The following is a 14,766-nucleotide window of genomic DNA, read 5'->3' as shown; positions in this document are numbered from 1 at the left end:
GCCTCCCGCGGGAGGCGCGCGGGTCGGTCACCAGGCGAGGGGCCCCTCGGCGTCGAAGTAGCCGCCGGTGGGGCCGTCCGGTCCCACCTGGGCCATGCGCACGATGATCTCGGCGCCCTGCTCGACGGTCTGCAGGCCGGTGTTGCCGTTCAGGTCGGTACGGGTGAAGCCGGGTTCGACCGCGTTGATCCGCATCTGCGGGAACGCCTTCGCGTACTGGACGGTGACCATGTTGACGGCCGCCTTCGAGGCCGGGTAGGCGACGCCCGGGTACGCATGGCCGACCATGCCGGGGTCGGTCATCCGGGACAGCGAGGCGAGGCCGCTGCTCACGTTGACGACGACCGGCGCGCCGGATCGCCGCAGCAGCGGCAGGAACGCGTGGAGCACGCGAACCATGCCGATCACGTTCGTCTCGAACGTGCGCCGCATCATCTCGGCGGTCAGCTCCGCCGCCCCGGCCACCCGGCCGTCCTCCATCTCCACCTGGATGCCGGCGTTGTTGACCAGGACGTCCAGCCCTCCGTCCGCCTCGACGGCCCGCGCCGCCGCCGCCACGGACGCGTCGTCGGTGACGTCCAGCGCCACCGCCCGCGCGCCCAGCCGCTCGGCGGCCAGCCGTCCACGTCCGGCGTCCCGGCTCGCGACGTAGACGGTGTGCCCCGCGCCGACGAGCCGCCGGGCGGTCTCGAACCCGAGGCCCTTGTTGGCCCCTGTGATCAGTGTTGTCGTCATGGGCGGGACGCTAGGAATTCGAGCGCGCTCGAAGTCAATTCGTCCTGGCGTTCCCGGCATCGGCGCACCAGCGGCCCTCAACCCGCGCCGAACCCGATGACCTTCCAGGGGGCGTCGTCCGACTGCCGGCCCGTGAGGAACATGTACGGCCAGTGCCTGTCGTCGTTCGGCGGGTCCTCATCGCACCGGCGCACCTCGATGACGACGGCGACGCTTCGTACCTGCCGATAGCCGCCGGGGCCGTACTCGTCGGGTGTCGGCTCGCCGACCTCGGAGACCTGCACGTCGGCCCAGGTGTCCAGCGGGTCGTCGGGCCAGCTGTGGACGCGCCGGTAATGAGCCGGCGCCGACAGAAGACGAACCGCTTCGTCGTCACGGGCGGCGACGGCCGCCAGATAGGCGCGCACCACCACATCGGCGGCCGCGTCCGGCTTCGGCAGGGTGACCGGCGGCCCCTGTGTGACGGAGCAGGTGGAACAGCCCGTACCGACGCACACCACGAGCAGGGTGACCAGCGTCGCGAGCAGCTTTCTCGTCGTCAACCCCGTCATCCTTCACGCTCGTACGGCCGAATACGGAAAGAGGGCGTCAAGGTGGCGATTCCCGGCGCCAGGGTAGCGGACGTCGGCGTTGCAGCCGTGCTCGTGCAGGGTCCTGGTCAGCCCGTCCCTGAGCAGGAGCCCCTCCCCGGCCCGCGCCGGAGCCGGGCGCGGTTGGCCCTGGCCGGACATCTCTGCCAAGATCACCGTGTTTCGCCCCGCCTTGCACCGAGGAGCCCTGTGGACAGGAGACGTTTTCTCACCCTGACCGGAGTCGCCGGACTGGCGGCCGCCGCAGTGCCCGCCACGGTGCCCGCCGGGCCCGCCTTCGCGGCGGCCTACCCGTCCGCGGACGCCGGGCTGACCGCCGAGGCGCACGCCAAGCTGGCCGAGCTGGCTCCCTACGGCGTCACGGCGCTCGCCTTCACGCCGTCCGGCGGCTGGGTCATGGTCACGCAGGACGGGCGGTACTTCGCCCGGGGCATCCCCGACGCCTGCTTCACGGAGCTGGGGGCGCTGGTCAAGGCCGGCCGGAAGGTCAACGCCGTCGCCTTCCCACCGGAGGGCGGCGACCGCTGGGTGATCACCACCGACAAGGGCGTGTCGTCCCGCGGCCTGCCCGCGGCGTGCCTCAGCCGGATCAAGGCGTACTACACCGCCGGGCAGCAGGTCGTGGACGTGGCCTTCCCGCCCGCCGGGGGCGACCGCTGGGCGGTCGTCTCGTCCGCCGCCTTCCAGGCCAACGGCGTCGACGACGAGTGCTACCAGATGATGCGCAACCTGACCCAGGGCGGCCGCCGGCTGACCCGCGTCGCCTTCCCCAAGGCCGGCGGCTGGGCCCTGGTCGCGCAGGACGAGTTCCACGCCCGCGGCATCGACGACGCCTGCTTCGCGAAGATGAAGAGCCTGGCCGGCGGCGGCTGGCAGCTGCACAACGTGGCCTTCCGGCCGGGCGGCGGCTGGGCGCTGTGTTCCCGGGGCAAGGCGCCCGCGCTGCCCGCCGACCGGGTGCGCCAGTTCGAGAACGCGGTCGGCGGCTCGACCATCTGGCAGCGGATGAGCGCGTACAAGACGCCGGGCGTGGCGGTCGCGGTGGTCGTCGGCAACAAGATCGCCTGGTCCACCGGCTACGGGCGGCTCGCCGCCGGCGGTGCCCCCGCCGCGCATCCGGAGAGCGCGTTCCAGGCCGCCTCCATCAGCAAGGCCGTGGCCGCGGTGGGCGTGCTGCGGCTGCTCCAGACGCGCAAGATCGCGCTCACCGCCGACGTGCGCCCGCATCTCGGCTGGACGCTGCCGGCCCGTCCGTGCGTGTCGCCGACGGCGGCGCCGACCGTCGAGCAGCTGCTGACGCACCGGGCCGGGGTCGTCGGGCGCGGCTCCACCTCGCCCGCCGGGGCCTGCTCCGGCTTCGACGCCGGCGGCGGCGGCTTCGCCGGGTACGGCGCCGCGGCCACGGTCCCGTCCCTGCTCCAGATCATGAACGGCGAGGGCAACTCCCCCAGGATCGAGCTGTCCACCGAGCCGGGCGCCGAGTACCACTACTCCGGCGCCGGGTACGTGCTGCTGCAGCGCATGGTGGAGGAGCTGACCGGCAGGTCGCTGGCCGACTACATGGGCCAGGAGGTGTTCGCCCCGCTGGGCATGGCGGGCAGCTCGTACGCGCTCTCCCCCGCCTTCGAGCTGGCCTCCGGCCACACCTCGACCGGGACGGTGATCCCGGGCGGCCACAACCGGTATCCCGAGTCCGCCGCCGCCGGCCTCTACACGAACGTGCTCGACCTGTGCCGCCTGGTGTCGTACCTCAACCGGGCCTGGACCGCCACCGGCGACATCGCCGGGCCGCTCACCCGCGCGTCGGTGCGCTCGCTGCTCACCGAGGGCCCGCAGCCCGGGATGGGCCGCGGCCTGTTCGTCGCCGGCTCCGGCACCCGGAACTTCTCCTACAGCCACGACGGCTCCAACTACGGCTTCAGGTCGGTGTTCAAGGGCTATCCGGAGCTCGGCGCGGGCTACGCCGTGCTGGCCAACGGCAACGACACGGCGCTGGTCAACGAGGTCGCCGCGGCCGTCAGGTCGGTCTACGGCTGGGCGTAGGGCCCGGCGGGGTCAGGCCGGGCCCTTCTCCAGCTCGGCCAGGCGGCCGACCAGCTGGGCGGCGGTCGGCCGCAGGGCGGGGTCCTTGGCGAGGGCGTCGCTCAGCAGCGGGCGCAGCAACACGGGGGCCGACTCCACGTCGGCGTTGCCCTCCACGATGTTGAAGAACACCTTCTCCAGCGAGCCCTCGCCGAAGGGCTGCCGGCCGATGGCCGCGAAGAGCAGCGTGGCCCCCCAGGCGTGCACGTCGGCCGGCGGCCCCACTTTCTGCCCCGAGATGATCTCGGGAGAGAGGTAGCCGGGGGTGCCGACGAACATGCCCGTCATGGTGAGCCTGGTGGAGTCGACGGCCTGGGCGATGCCCAGGTCGATCACGACGGGGTCGCCGTCCGCCAGCAGCACGTTGCTCGGCTTCAGGTCGCGGTGGACGACCCCCGCCGCGTGCATGGCGGCCAGCGCCTTCGCCATGCCCCTCCCCACGCGGATCAGGGCGGCGACCTCCAGCGGCCCGTGGCGGCCGACCAGCTCGTTCAGGGGCACGCCGGGCACGTACCGGGTCACGATGTAGGGCGGGTCGCCGGTCACGTCCGCGTCGACGACCTCGGCCACGTGGTCGTCGCGGACCAGCCGCATCGCCTCGACCTCCCGGGCCAGGCGCCGCCGGGCGAGGGCGTCGCCGGCCACTTCGGGACGCAGCACCTTGATCGCCACCTGCCCGCCGCCCGGCTCGACGGCCAGGTGCACCACGCCGGTGCCGCCCTCGCCCAGCCTGCGAAGCAGCCGGTAGGGGCCGAGGCGTTCACCGCGCGGGCCGTCGTGGAGGCCGAGGCGTCCACCGCGCGGGCTGTCGGCGGGCGCGCCCGGCTGCTCGTCCTCCAGGCGCATCCAGCGCGACCGGCCGAGGGTGACGGTGGTGCCGGGCCGGATCGTCACCGGCTCGTCCGGCGGAAGGTCGTGGGCGGCGGCCTCGCCGGGGATCCGCAGCCGGGTGCCGTGGGCCGAGCCCAGGTCGATCACGTTGACGTCCCAGCCGTCGGGCTTGACCCGCAGGTGGTGGCGGGAGACCGTGCTCTCGGGGTCGGCCAGCTTGACCGGGCGGGCCCGGCCCGCGACCACCTCGGGGGCCGTCTCCGGGGAGCGGCCGAGCAGGTAGGTGGCGTCGAGCCGGAGCCTCGTCCCGTCGTCGAGGACGAGCGTCCCGAGCGGCGGCCGGCGGCCCTTGTGCGGCACCAGCGTGGGCTTGAGCGCGCGGCCGCACACCGCGCAGGCGGCCACGCGGGGATCGTTGAAGTGCCCCTTCTTGCAGTCGACGCCGTACACCTGCACGTCGTCCTGGGCGACGTCCGGCAGCGGGACGGTCCACTCCTCCGGCCGCCGGACGGGGCCGGGCGTGTCCGGCAGATGGAGCGCCCGGCCCTCGGGGGTGCCGGCCAGGGCGGCCAGCAGGTCGGCGGGGTGCTGGAAGCGGTCCTCCGGCCGGCTCGCCGTCGCCCTGGCGATGATCTCCCGCAGGTGCGGCAGGCCGGTCAGCGCCGACAGGTCGACCCGTCCGCCCAGGATCGCCGCGATGACCGCGGGGATGCTGCTCTCGCCCGGGTACGGCGACTGCCCGGTCAGCGAGAAGTACAGGAGCACGCCGAGCGAGTAGAGGTCGGACCTGACGTCCACCACCTCGTTCCGCACGGCCTCGGGCGACATGTACGCGGGCGTCCCGACGATGGCGTCGCCGGGGCTGGTGATCTCGGCCGCCCCCCTGCTCTTGGCGATGCCGAAGTCGACGATGACGGCGTCCTTCGACGGTTTCATCATGATGTTCGACGGCTTGAGGTCGATGCGAGTGACCCGGCGGCCGTCCAGGTAGGTGAGCGCCTCGGCGATCTGGACGCCCAGGCGGACCGCGTCGGCGGGGCTCAGCGGGCCCTGCTGGCGCACGATCTCACTGAGCGTGCGCCCTTCGACCAGCTCCATCACCAGGATCGGCCGGCCTTCGTCGTCGAGGGCGACGTCGTAGGTGCGGACGATCCTGGGGTGGTCGAGCTGGATGGCGATGGCGGCCTCCCTGCGCAGCCGTGCCTCCCCGTCGGGGTTGCCGGACGGGAAGCGCCGCGGCACCTTCACCGCCACGTCCCGGGCCAGCACGATGTCCCGGCCCCGGTAGACGGTGCTCTGGCCGCCCTCGCCGATGAACTCGACCAGCTCGTACCGGGCGCCGACCGTGCGCAGCACCGACTCGACCCCGGCCGGCTCCGGGCTCGCCTGCTGCGTGGGGACCACCGTGACGTCGCGGGCCGGGACGCGCAGGAACAGGTCGAGCGCGGCCCGTTCGCCCTCGTTGCCGAGGGCGATGCCGAGCAGGGTGTGCTTCAGCCCGTCGGCGAGCTTGTACGACACCAGCCGCGCGTCGGCGTCGCCGCCGTAGTTCGTCGCGTCCGGCCTGCCGGGGTCGCGGACCACGGTCAGCACGCCGTGCACCTCCAGGTGCAGCAGCAGCCGGTCGACGCCGGCCCGGCCGACGTGCAGCAGCGGGTCGAGCTCGGGCTGCTCGGCCGAGCCGACGATGTCGAGTGCGGTGAACGTGTCGCCCTGCCTGCGCAGGATCCAGTCCACGATGTAGTAGCCGGTGAGCCGCCACCGGTCCTCGTCGATCGGCACCCGGAAGAGCCGGTCCTGGCCGCTCTCCCGGAAGAAGAGCTCCAGCAGCTCCTCCAGCCGGGCGTAGAACGCGACGCGCTGCTCGTCCTGGTCGCCGATGACCAGGAACGGCCGCTCGCCCTCCCACCTGACCAGCTCGCCGAACTCCTGGAGCAGCCGGCGGGGGATGCCGCGCGCCTTGAAGCGGAGGTAGCGGGCCAGTTGCTCGAACTCGGCCGGCCGCTCGTCGAGCATCGCCTCCAGGAGGCGGCCGGGCGCCTCCCAGGAGCAGGGGACGTAACAGCGCCAGGCGAAGACGCTCTCGTAGACGCTGTTGCCGCGGCCGGTGTCCCTGACGACGTGGTCGTGCAGGTCGGGGCCGGCCACCACGAGGAAGTGCGCGCCCTGCGTGGTGAGCGTGTTCTTCAGGCTGCCCAGCAGCCGTTCGATCTCGTCGAGGCCGGAGGGGCTCGCGGTGAGCTTGTCCACCTCGTCCAGGACGATGATCAGATGGACCCGCCGCGGCCCGCGGGTCCACCGGCGCCATCCGCGCCGCCGCGCCGGCTGCCGGGCCAGCAGGTTGATGATGCGCGCCAGATCGTGCTCGACGTCGGTCTCGGAGTAGGTGAGGTAGGAGGCCTCCAGCCCGAGGGCGTGGGTGCGTTTGCCGGACAGGCTGCCGCTGGGGCTCAGCCAGCCGGCCGGCCCGGTCAGCTTCTTGGCGGCCGGGCCCATGCCGACGTTGAACGTCGCCGTGCGCTCGGAGGAGTCCGACTGCGTCTGCTTGAGCCCGAACGAGGTGCGCACGTGCGCGAGCAGCAACGCGCGCCGCGCCCCCGCGTCGAGGCGTTGCAGCACCCGCCGGTCCTGCAGCGTCTCGTAGGTCCGCCTGACCACGGCGAAGAGCAGCTGGTCGGGCGTCATGGGACGGGCGACGTTCAGCGAGACGGGCACGACGAGCTCGTCTCGGGGACGTCCGGCGGCGATCTCCGCCACCGCGCGCATGACGACCGTGCTCTTGCCCACGCCGCGGAACCCGGTGATGAGGAACGTGCCTCCGCGCGACCAGCGCAGCCGCTGGTTCAGCTCGTCGACGAGCTCGGCGTTCCCCAGCAGCGGCATCGACTGCTCGTCGTGGCGCAGCGGCTCGTGGATGTAGCGGAAGGAGCCCTTGAGAGGAACCCTCAGCATTCTCACCCCTCGTTCGGCGGAGCAGATCCCCTGGGACAAACGAGGACGCCGGAGCCCCGGTTCCCCCGCGAGTACCGTACGCGCCGGTCGCGCCGTCCGCCGCCGGATGCCGCGGTATGCCGCCGCCGGATCATGGTCGCCGCCGGGCCGTCGCACGGTCGTCGCACGGTCGGCGCGTCTGAGCTGCGGGGACGCGGGTAGGGCCCCTGGCATGGACAACGAGCGGAGAACGGCGGGGGCCGTCATCGTCGTGGGGGCCGGGATGGCGGGGCTGGCCTGCGCGGTGCGGCTGCACGAGGCCGGCGTGCCGGTACGGGTGCTGGAGGCGTCCGACGGGGTGGGCGGCCGGGTGCGCACCGACGTCGTGGACGGGTTCCGGCTGGACCGCGGCTACCAGGTGTTCAACACCGCCTACCCCGAGGCCCGCCGGATGCTCGACCTGGACGCGCTCGACCTGCGCCCGTTCGCCTCGGGCATGATCGTCCAGGGGAGGCGGGCCAGGGCCAGGGTGATGCTGCCGTGGCGGCATCCCCGGCACGCGCTGAGCGGGCTGCTGACCGGCCTCGGCACGCCGCGCGACGACGCCGTGCTCGCCGCGCTCACGGCACGCGACCTGGTGCTGCCGGCGTCCCGGCTGCGCGGCGGGCCCGACCGGCGCACCGACGACGAGCTGCGCGCCTGGGGCATGTCGGAGAGGATGATCGACTGCCTGATGCGTCCCTTCCTGGCCGGGGTGCTCCTGGAACGCGACCTGGAGACCTCCAGCCGGATCTTCCACCTGTTCTGGCGGTCGTTCGCGCGCGGCACCATCGGGGTGCCCGCCCTCGGCATGGGCGAGATCCCGCGCCGGCTCGCCGACCGGCTGCCGCCGGGCACCGTCACGCTCGGCGCCCAAGTCACCGAGGTGAGCCCCGGCGGCGTGCGGCTCGCCGACGGCGCCACGGTCGGGGGCCGGGCCGTGGTGGTGGCCGCCGACCCGCGGGCCGCGGGCCGCCTGCTGAGCGAGATCGAGACGCCGGAGATGCGCGCGGTGACCACCTTCTACCACGCCGCGCCCCGCTCCCCGATGCGCGAGCCGATCCAGATCGTGGACGCCACCGGGGCCGTCACGGACACCCTGGTGCTCACCGACGCGGCCCCCGGGTACTCCGCCGACGGGCGGGCCCTGGTGTCCACGTCGGTCCTGGGCCTGGCCGACGACGAACGCCCGGTGCGCCGCCGCCTGACCGAGATCTACGGCGACACCTCCGGCTGGGAGCACGTGGCGACGTACCAGGTGCCGGCGGCGCTGCCGGCGATGCGGCCGCCGTACCCGCTGCGCAGGCCGGTGCGGCTGCGCGCCGGCCTGTACGTGTGCGGCGACCACCGCGACACCGGCTCCCTGCAGGGGGCGCTGGTGTCCGGCCGGCGCGCGGCCGACGCCGTGCTCGGCGACCTCCCGTCGCTGCGCGCGGCCGACCTGACCGCCATCGACCGGGCGACCGTCTAGCGGCCCGGCCCGCCCGGCCCGCCCGGCCCGCCCGGCACGCCCGGCACGCGCTCACAGCGCTCACAGCGCGCGCAGAGCGCTCCGGGGGCCCGCTCATGGCTGGCGCAGGCCGTTGCGGGGCCCGCGGTCACAGTTCGCGCAGCGCCTGCATGGCCTCCCGTTCGATGCGGGCGAGGTCGTGCAGGACGGTTCCGGCCTGCTCCAGGTACGCCGCCTCGCGCCCCTCGCCGGCCTTGGCGATCAGGGCGGCCACGTCCGTCCACAGGGCGGCGGCCTCGGCGTACAGGCGGTGGCCGGCCCGCAGGCGGTCGTCGTCGACGAATGCGGCGCACTCGCCGAGGAAGTCCCGGTAGAGGGCCCGGAACAGGCCGCCGCCGGTGCCGCCCTTCTCCATGAGGAGGGCGGCCAGCGACAGGTCACGCGCGGGCTCCGCCACGCGTTCCAGCCACGTGGGCACCAGGCGGGCGGCCTTGTCGATGCCGCGGTGGCCCAGGTTGGCGATGGGCGAGGCGAGGAACGCCTCGGCGCACGCCCTGATCGCCGGGACGGCCCGCTCCCGCCAGGCGGGCGGACCGGCCGGCAGCGTGAGGGTGAAGGAACGGTTCCTGGCGGTCATCGGGCCGCGTTCGGCCCGCGCCGCCGCCAGGCTGTCCCGGCTCGTCCGCACCGCGCCGCCCTGTTGCGCGGTGTCCACCAGGTACGCCTGCCGCTCGTCGTAGCCGTACATCGCGACGACGTGGCCGCCGAAGTGCACCTTCGAGCCGAAGTAGTCCAGGTGGTAGCTGTCGAGCTGGAGGCCGACCGGCAGGCCGCCGTCGATGCGGGCGGCCACGTTCTCCCAGGCCCTGCGGGCCGAGCCGGTCTCGGCCACGTCCAGGGTCAGCCCGAGCCTTTCGGCCAGGTTCCTGGTGAGCTCGAACGGCTTGACCCGGCCGCCCAGGAACGGGACGTCCATGCCCTTGGCGTCCCAGTAGACGAAGGACAGGCCCGAGCCGAGCCCGAACAGCATGGGCTCGGACAGGTCGAGCCCCTGGTGGCGCAGCAGCACCCCCAGCGCCGTCGTCTCGCAGTGCTCCATGCCGCGAGCCTCGATGCCTTCCACGATGGTCATGCGCCGCTCTCCTCTGGCCGGTTCGATCATCGGACGCGGGGCCGCCGGCCGGTACGGCTCCGTCAGGCAGCCTGCCGCCTCCCACGGGGGGAGAGTCCATCGTCCCGCTCCCGCCGCGCGACGGCGGCGGCGGCCCGGCCGGGCGGCCCTCAACCGCCGGTGCGGCCCCGCCGGTCAGCTGTAGGCGCGGATCGTCCGGTCCAGCCAGTCCGCGTACGCCGGCACGCTGGTGTACAGACCGGGGCCTTCCGCGCAGGACGGGCTCTTGGCGCCGGGCCCCGAGGTGACCCCGATGAGCTCCCACCGGCCGTTCCTGCCCCGCTGCAGCTGCGGGGAGCCGGAGTCGCCGTTGCACGCCATCGCCTTGGGCACCCTGCTGACCGTGCACAGGCGGGTTGCGCTCGCGTATCCGGGCCCGCACTCGGACGGGGCGCCCCGGCGCGTGTCGAGCTGGTTGAGCCGCGGGGACATCTTCCAGTCGGCCGGGTCGGGCTTGGACTCGGTGACGCCGAAGCCGATGATCCGGGTCGGGGTGCCGGGCCGTCCCGGCCGCGCGGCGATCGGGACGGGCGCCTGGGTGACGGGACGGTCCAGGCGGACCAGGGCGATGTCGTTCCTGTTGGGGGTGTTCTGGGAATAGCGGGGGTGCGGCACGGCCTGGGCGATCTTGCGCACCTCCCCGCCCGACGTGCGCTGGTCGCTGCCGACGCGGACCGTGCCCTGCGGGATCGACCCGATCTCCATGTCCAGGCAGTGGGCGGCGGTCACCACCCACTGCGGCGCGATCAGGGCCGCTCCGCACACGCCGTCCGTGAGTCCCATGGCCGGGGCCGAGATCGGGATCGAGGCCATGAACGGGTACGCCTCCGTGGCCTTCCCGCCGTTGACGATCGCTCCGGCGCCGCCGGCGGTGACGGCGAGACAGGCGGCCCCCGCCACGGCGACGACGGCGGAACGGCCCAGGAGACGGCCAAGCGATTGACGACTAAACACCGGATTTATCCATTTCAGTGCGTGATTACGATGAAATCACGCTATCTGCGAAGAATTCGCCTCCATCAGTACGCCAGCACGCCAACCCGCGGTAGGGACAACCCCACTCCCCACGCGCTGCGGTTTTCCGCAGCAGGACTGGGCGGAGCACCGCATTCCGCCGTACGGCCGATCTTCCTAACGTTGACCGCATGATGCAGACGATGATGAACGTGCTGGTGGCGGCCACGATGGCGGCGGGCGGCCAGGGCGCCGGAGTAGGGCAGGAGCTGGCCGCGATCGTGGCGGGACAGGGCGCGACGGCGGCCCTCGCCCGGGTCACCGACGAGCGCGGCACCTGGACGGGCTCGGCGGGCGTCCGCGACGTCGAGCGCGGCGGACGCCCCTCGCCGGGCGGCTACTTCCGGATCGGCAGCGTGACCAAGACCTTCGTCGCCACCGTGGTGCTCCAGCTCGTGGACGAGGGAAAGCTGAAGCTGGACGACCCGATCGCCGGCCACCTGCCCGGCCTGGTCCCCGGCGGCGACCGGATCACGGTCCGCGGCCTCCTCGACCACACCAGCCACCTGTACGACTACATGAGCGAGCCCGGCTACTCCACCAACCGCTGGCGCGGCGAGGCCCGCTTCCGCTCCTACCGGCCGGGCGAGCTGCTCAAGGTGGCCTTCGCCAAGAAGCTCCCCGACGACGGCAGATGGCACTACTCCAACACCAACTACGTGGTGCTCGGCCTGCTGGTGGAGAAGCTGACCGGGCACACGTACGGCGAGGAGGTCGCCCGCCGGATCCTGCGCCCGCTGGGCCTGCGCCACACGCTGGTCCCCGGCGACCGGGCGGGCCTGCCGTCCCCCCACGCCAAGGGGTACGAGCCGATGCCCGGCCTCGTGGACGCCACCCGGATGAACCCCTCGCTGGACTGGGCCGCGGGAGAGATGATCTCGACCGCCGCGGACCTGGAGCGGTTCATGTCGGCCCTGCTGGGCGGCAGGCTCACCAGCGCCGCCTCCCTGAAGGCCATGCGCACGACCGTCGAGACCGGCGCCGGGTTCCGCTACGGGCTCGGGCTGCAGGCGTACGCGCTGCCGTGCGGCACGGTGTGGGGGCACAGCGGGGAGCTGATCGGCTACCTGACGTTCGCGTTCCGCTCGGACTCGGGCAAGTCGCTGACCCTGTCGCTCAACCCCTCGACCAGGAACCCGTCCACAGCGGAGATCATGGGCATGGCCGTCAAGGTATTCTGCGGGACCTCGGGCTGAGCCGGCCCCTGACAGCACGAGGAGGTTCCGTGACCACTCCGACGGACGGCGGGACGGGCGAGCCGCCGCTCGCGGGCGCCTTCCGGCTCCCGGACGGCTCCTGGATCCGCGGCCGGGGCCTGCGCCACCCGCTGCCGGACGGCCCGGCGCCCGGCTTCGGCCTCTACCTCGGCTCGGCGCGGCTGACCCGCCGTCACGAGGACGCCCTGCGCTGGCCGCACGCGTGGATCGAGTGGCCCGACTTCCTGCTGCCCCGCGACCGTGACGCGGCCGTGGAGCGGATCCGCGACCTGCACCGGCGGGCGCGGGCGGGCGAGGCGGTCGAGGTGGCGTGCGGGGGCGGCGTGGGCCGCACCGGCACGGTCGTCGCCTGCCTCGCCGTCCTGGCCGGCCTCGACCCGGCCGACGCCGTCGCCTGGACGCGCGAGCACCACCACCCCCGGGCGGTCGAGACCCCGTGGCAACGCCGCTGGATCCTGCGCTTCCCTGGCCCGGCCCGGCGCTAGGCCGGTCCGCGCGGCCCTTCGCCGGCTCAGATCTCGGTGAGCAGGCCCTCTTCGAGGACCACGTCGAGCTGGAGCTCGCGGTATCCGGCGTCCTCGAACAGGACCGTCAGGCGGTCCTCGCCGCGCTGGATGACCTGGCCGGGCCCCCACGCGCGGTGTTCCACCCGGGCGTGCAGCGGGAAGGGGCCGCCCTCCCGGGGGGCCTGCTCGGCGGTCCCGGCGCGGCAGGTGTCGCAGTTGCCGCAGTTGTCGGCGAGCTCCTCGCCGAAGTAGCCGAGCAGGAAACGCCGGCGGCAGTCGGTGGTCTCGGCGTAGCGGCGCATCATCTCCAGCCGGCTGCGGTCGACGTCCCGGCGGCGCTCGGCCAGCTCCCTGGCGCGGCTCGCCGCCGCGCGGGGATCGAGGCCGGGCACGGGATCGACCTTGCGGGTGCCGAGCCGTACCGCGCCGGCTCTCTCCAGGAGGTCCAGCAGCGCGGTCAGGCGTCGCGCCGACAGTCCGGCGCGTTCGGCCAGGCCCTTGCGGTCGCTGCCGGGGCCGGACTCGGCGACCGCTTCGGCGACCCGCGCCAGCCGCTCCTCGTCGGGCGTCCCGCCGGCGAAGAAGCGCTGCAGCCCCAGGTCCTCGGGCCGGTAGAAGAGCACGGCTTCGGCCGGGTCGCCGTCCCGGCCCGCCCGGCCGATCTCCTGGTAGTACGCGTCCGGCGAACCGGGGATCTCGGCGTGCAGGACGAAACGCACGTCCGGTTTGTCGATGCCCATGCCGAAGGCGTTGGTCGCGACCACGACGTCCAGGTCACCGGTCATGAACCGGTCGTGCACGGCGTCCCGTTCGGCCCGGCGCAGCCCGGCGTGGTAGGCGGCGGCCCGTACGCCGGCCTCGGCCAGCAGCCCGCTCAGCCGGCCGGTCTGCCGGCGCGAGTTCGTGTAGACGATGCCGGGCTTCTTCGCCGCCGCGACGGTCGTGACGATGTCGTCGGCGGGGTCGTCGAGCGCCCGGCGCACCTCCAGCGAGATGTTCGGCCGGTCGAACCCCTGGACGATCTCCACCGGCTTGCGCATGCCCAGCCGCTCGGCGATCTCCGCCCGTACCGGCGGGGCGGCGGTCGCCGTCAGGGCCGCGACGACCGGACGGCCGAGCGCGTCGGCCACCGCGCCGAGCCGCAGGTAGTCGGGGCGGAAGTCGTGCCCCCAGGCCGAGACGCAGTGGGCCTCGTCCACCACCATGAGCGAGGGGCCCGCGGCGGCCAGCTCGCGCAGGACGTCGGGACGGGCGAGCTGCTCGGGCGCGCAGAACAGGAACTCCGTCTCCCCCGCCCGCAGCGCCTGGAACGTCTCCGCCCGCTCGGCGGCCCGCGTTCCGGCGTCCAGGCTGACGGCCTCCTCGTCGCGGTCGCGCAGGGCCTCGACCTGGTCGCGCTGCAGGGCGATGAGCGGCGAGACCACCAGGGTCGGGCCGCGCAGCAGCAACGCCGGCACCTGGTAGATCGCCGACTTGCCGCTCCCGGTGGGCATCACCACCAGCGTGTCCCTGCCCTCGGCCAGGGCCGTCATGGCCCGGAGCTGGCCGGGCCGCAGGTCGGTCAGGCCGAGCGCCTGCCTGGCCACCCGCTCGCATTCCGCCGCCGTGTCGCCCATCCGGTCCTCTCTGGTCGGGAAGACCGTTCCTCCTGCCCCGCCGGCCGGCCGGCATGTCAGCCGCCGGCCGTGATCTGGGTCATGGCCTGTTTCCGGCGTTCCGTCCCGGGCACCGGGCTTCACATGCGCAACCTCATGAAGGGCGCCGCGGGCGGCGCCGTGGCGACCGCGGCGATGAGCGTGGTGATGCTCGCCGGCAGCCGGGCGGGCCTGATGGAGGACCAGCCGCCGAAACGCATCGCGCGGGCGGTGCTGCCCGGCCACCGGCACCGGCCCAAACCGGGCGAGGGCGTCGTGGGGGCGCTGGCCCACCTGGGGTTCGGCGTCACCGCCGGAGCCCTGTACGGCCTGCTCACCCGCGGGCGCCGCACCCCGTCCGCGCTGGGCGTCGGGTACGCGCTGACGATCTGGATCGCCAGTTACGAGGGCTGGATCCCGAGCCTGGACATCCTGCCGCCGGTCTCCCGCGACCGGCCCGGCCGCCCCGCGGTGATGGCCCTGGGGCACGTCGTCTACGGATCGGCCCTCGCGGCGACCCTGAACCGGCTCAACGCCCGGACAGACCTCCGATGAGCGGTCGCGCC

Annotated in this window: 11 protein-coding genes; 5 read left to right on the top strand and 6 right to left on the bottom strand. The window is 73.9% G+C overall.

The features are described 5' to 3' along the window. Positions 1–27: 27 nt before the first annotated feature. Positions 28–735 (bottom strand): SDR family NAD(P)-dependent oxidoreductase, encoded by a 708-nt coding sequence (locus AB0J71_RS32485; RefSeq protein WP_352325830.1) that lies wholly within the window; start codon positions 733–735, stop codon positions 28–30. 77 nt (positions 736–812) lie between these two features. Beyond that, the gene (locus tag AB0J71_RS32480) at positions 813–1,277 is read right to left on the bottom strand and encodes a hypothetical protein (RefSeq protein WP_364417605.1); all 465 of its coding nucleotides are present in this window, start codon (positions 1,275–1,277) and stop codon (positions 813–815) included. Between the two features lie 237 nt (positions 1,278–1,514). On the opposite strand from AB0J71_RS32480, the gene AB0J71_RS32475 reads away from it, so the two are divergent. Further along, a complete protein-coding gene (locus tag AB0J71_RS32475) occupies positions 1,515–3,368 on the top strand; it encodes a serine hydrolase domain-containing protein (protein WP_364417603.1) in 1,854 nt (617 codons plus the stop codon). 12 nt (positions 3,369–3,380) lie between these two features. On the opposite strand, the gene AB0J71_RS32470 is transcribed toward AB0J71_RS32475, so the two are convergent. Continuing rightward, complete coding sequence (locus AB0J71_RS32470; protein ID WP_364417601.1) at positions 3,381–7,190, bottom strand: protein kinase; 3,810 nt, start codon at positions 7,188–7,190, stop codon at positions 3,381–3,383. 211 nt (positions 7,191–7,401) lie between these two features. Between AB0J71_RS32470 and AB0J71_RS32465 the strand changes: the two genes are divergently transcribed. After that, on the top strand, positions 7,402–8,679 hold the full coding sequence (locus AB0J71_RS32465; RefSeq protein ID WP_352325836.1) for an NAD(P)/FAD-dependent oxidoreductase: 1,278 nt from the start codon (positions 7,402–7,404) through the stop codon (positions 8,677–8,679). 127 nt (positions 8,680–8,806) lie between these two features. On the opposite strand, the gene AB0J71_RS32460 is transcribed toward AB0J71_RS32465, so the two are convergent. Next, positions 8,807–9,790 (bottom strand): BtrH N-terminal domain-containing protein, encoded by a 984-nt coding sequence (locus AB0J71_RS32460; protein ID WP_364417599.1) that lies wholly within the window; start codon positions 9,788–9,790, stop codon positions 8,807–8,809. Positions 9,791–9,964: 174 nt separating this feature from the next. Further along, entirely contained in the window at positions 9,965–10,783 is an 819-nt protein-coding gene (locus AB0J71_RS32455) for a serine protease (RefSeq protein ID WP_364417597.1), read from the bottom strand. A 191-nt stretch (positions 10,784–10,974) separates the two neighbouring features. Here AB0J71_RS32455 and AB0J71_RS32450 point away from each other — a divergent pair, with 191 nt between their 5' ends. Together AB0J71_RS32450 and AB0J71_RS32445 are read left to right on the top strand one after the other, a co-directional pair. Then, the gene (locus tag AB0J71_RS32450) at positions 10,975–12,039 is read left to right on the top strand and encodes a serine hydrolase domain-containing protein (protein ID WP_364417595.1); all 1,065 of its coding nucleotides are present in this window, start codon (positions 10,975–10,977) and stop codon (positions 12,037–12,039) included. 29 nt (positions 12,040–12,068) lie between these two features. Further along, positions 12,069–12,545: a protein-tyrosine phosphatase family protein gene (locus AB0J71_RS32445; RefSeq protein ID WP_352325841.1), complete on the top strand. Its 477-nt coding sequence runs from the start codon at positions 12,069–12,071 to the stop codon at positions 12,543–12,545. Positions 12,546–12,571: 26 nt separating this feature from the next. Here AB0J71_RS32445 and AB0J71_RS32440 read toward each other — a convergent pair whose 3' ends face one another. Next, the gene (locus AB0J71_RS32440) at positions 12,572–14,182 is read right to left on the bottom strand and encodes a RecQ family ATP-dependent DNA helicase (protein ID WP_364417607.1); all 1,611 of its coding nucleotides are present in this window, start codon (positions 14,180–14,182) and stop codon (positions 12,572–12,574) included. Positions 14,183–14,305: 123 nt separating this feature from the next. Between AB0J71_RS32440 and AB0J71_RS32435 the strand changes: the two genes are divergently transcribed. Beyond that, the gene (locus tag AB0J71_RS32435; RefSeq protein WP_352325845.1) at positions 14,306–14,755 is read left to right on the top strand and encodes a DUF6789 family protein; all 450 of its coding nucleotides are present in this window, start codon (positions 14,306–14,308) and stop codon (positions 14,753–14,755) included. Positions 14,756–14,766: the final 11 nt, after the last annotated feature.

The sequence above is a fragment of the Nonomuraea sp. NPDC049637 genome, assembly GCF_040675235.1.
In the GTDB taxonomy this organism is placed as follows: Bacteria; Actinomycetota; Actinomycetes; order Streptosporangiales; family Streptosporangiaceae; genus Nonomuraea.
Note: the sequence above shows the minus strand (reverse complement) of the source record. Positions and strands in the feature narration are given on the sequence as shown.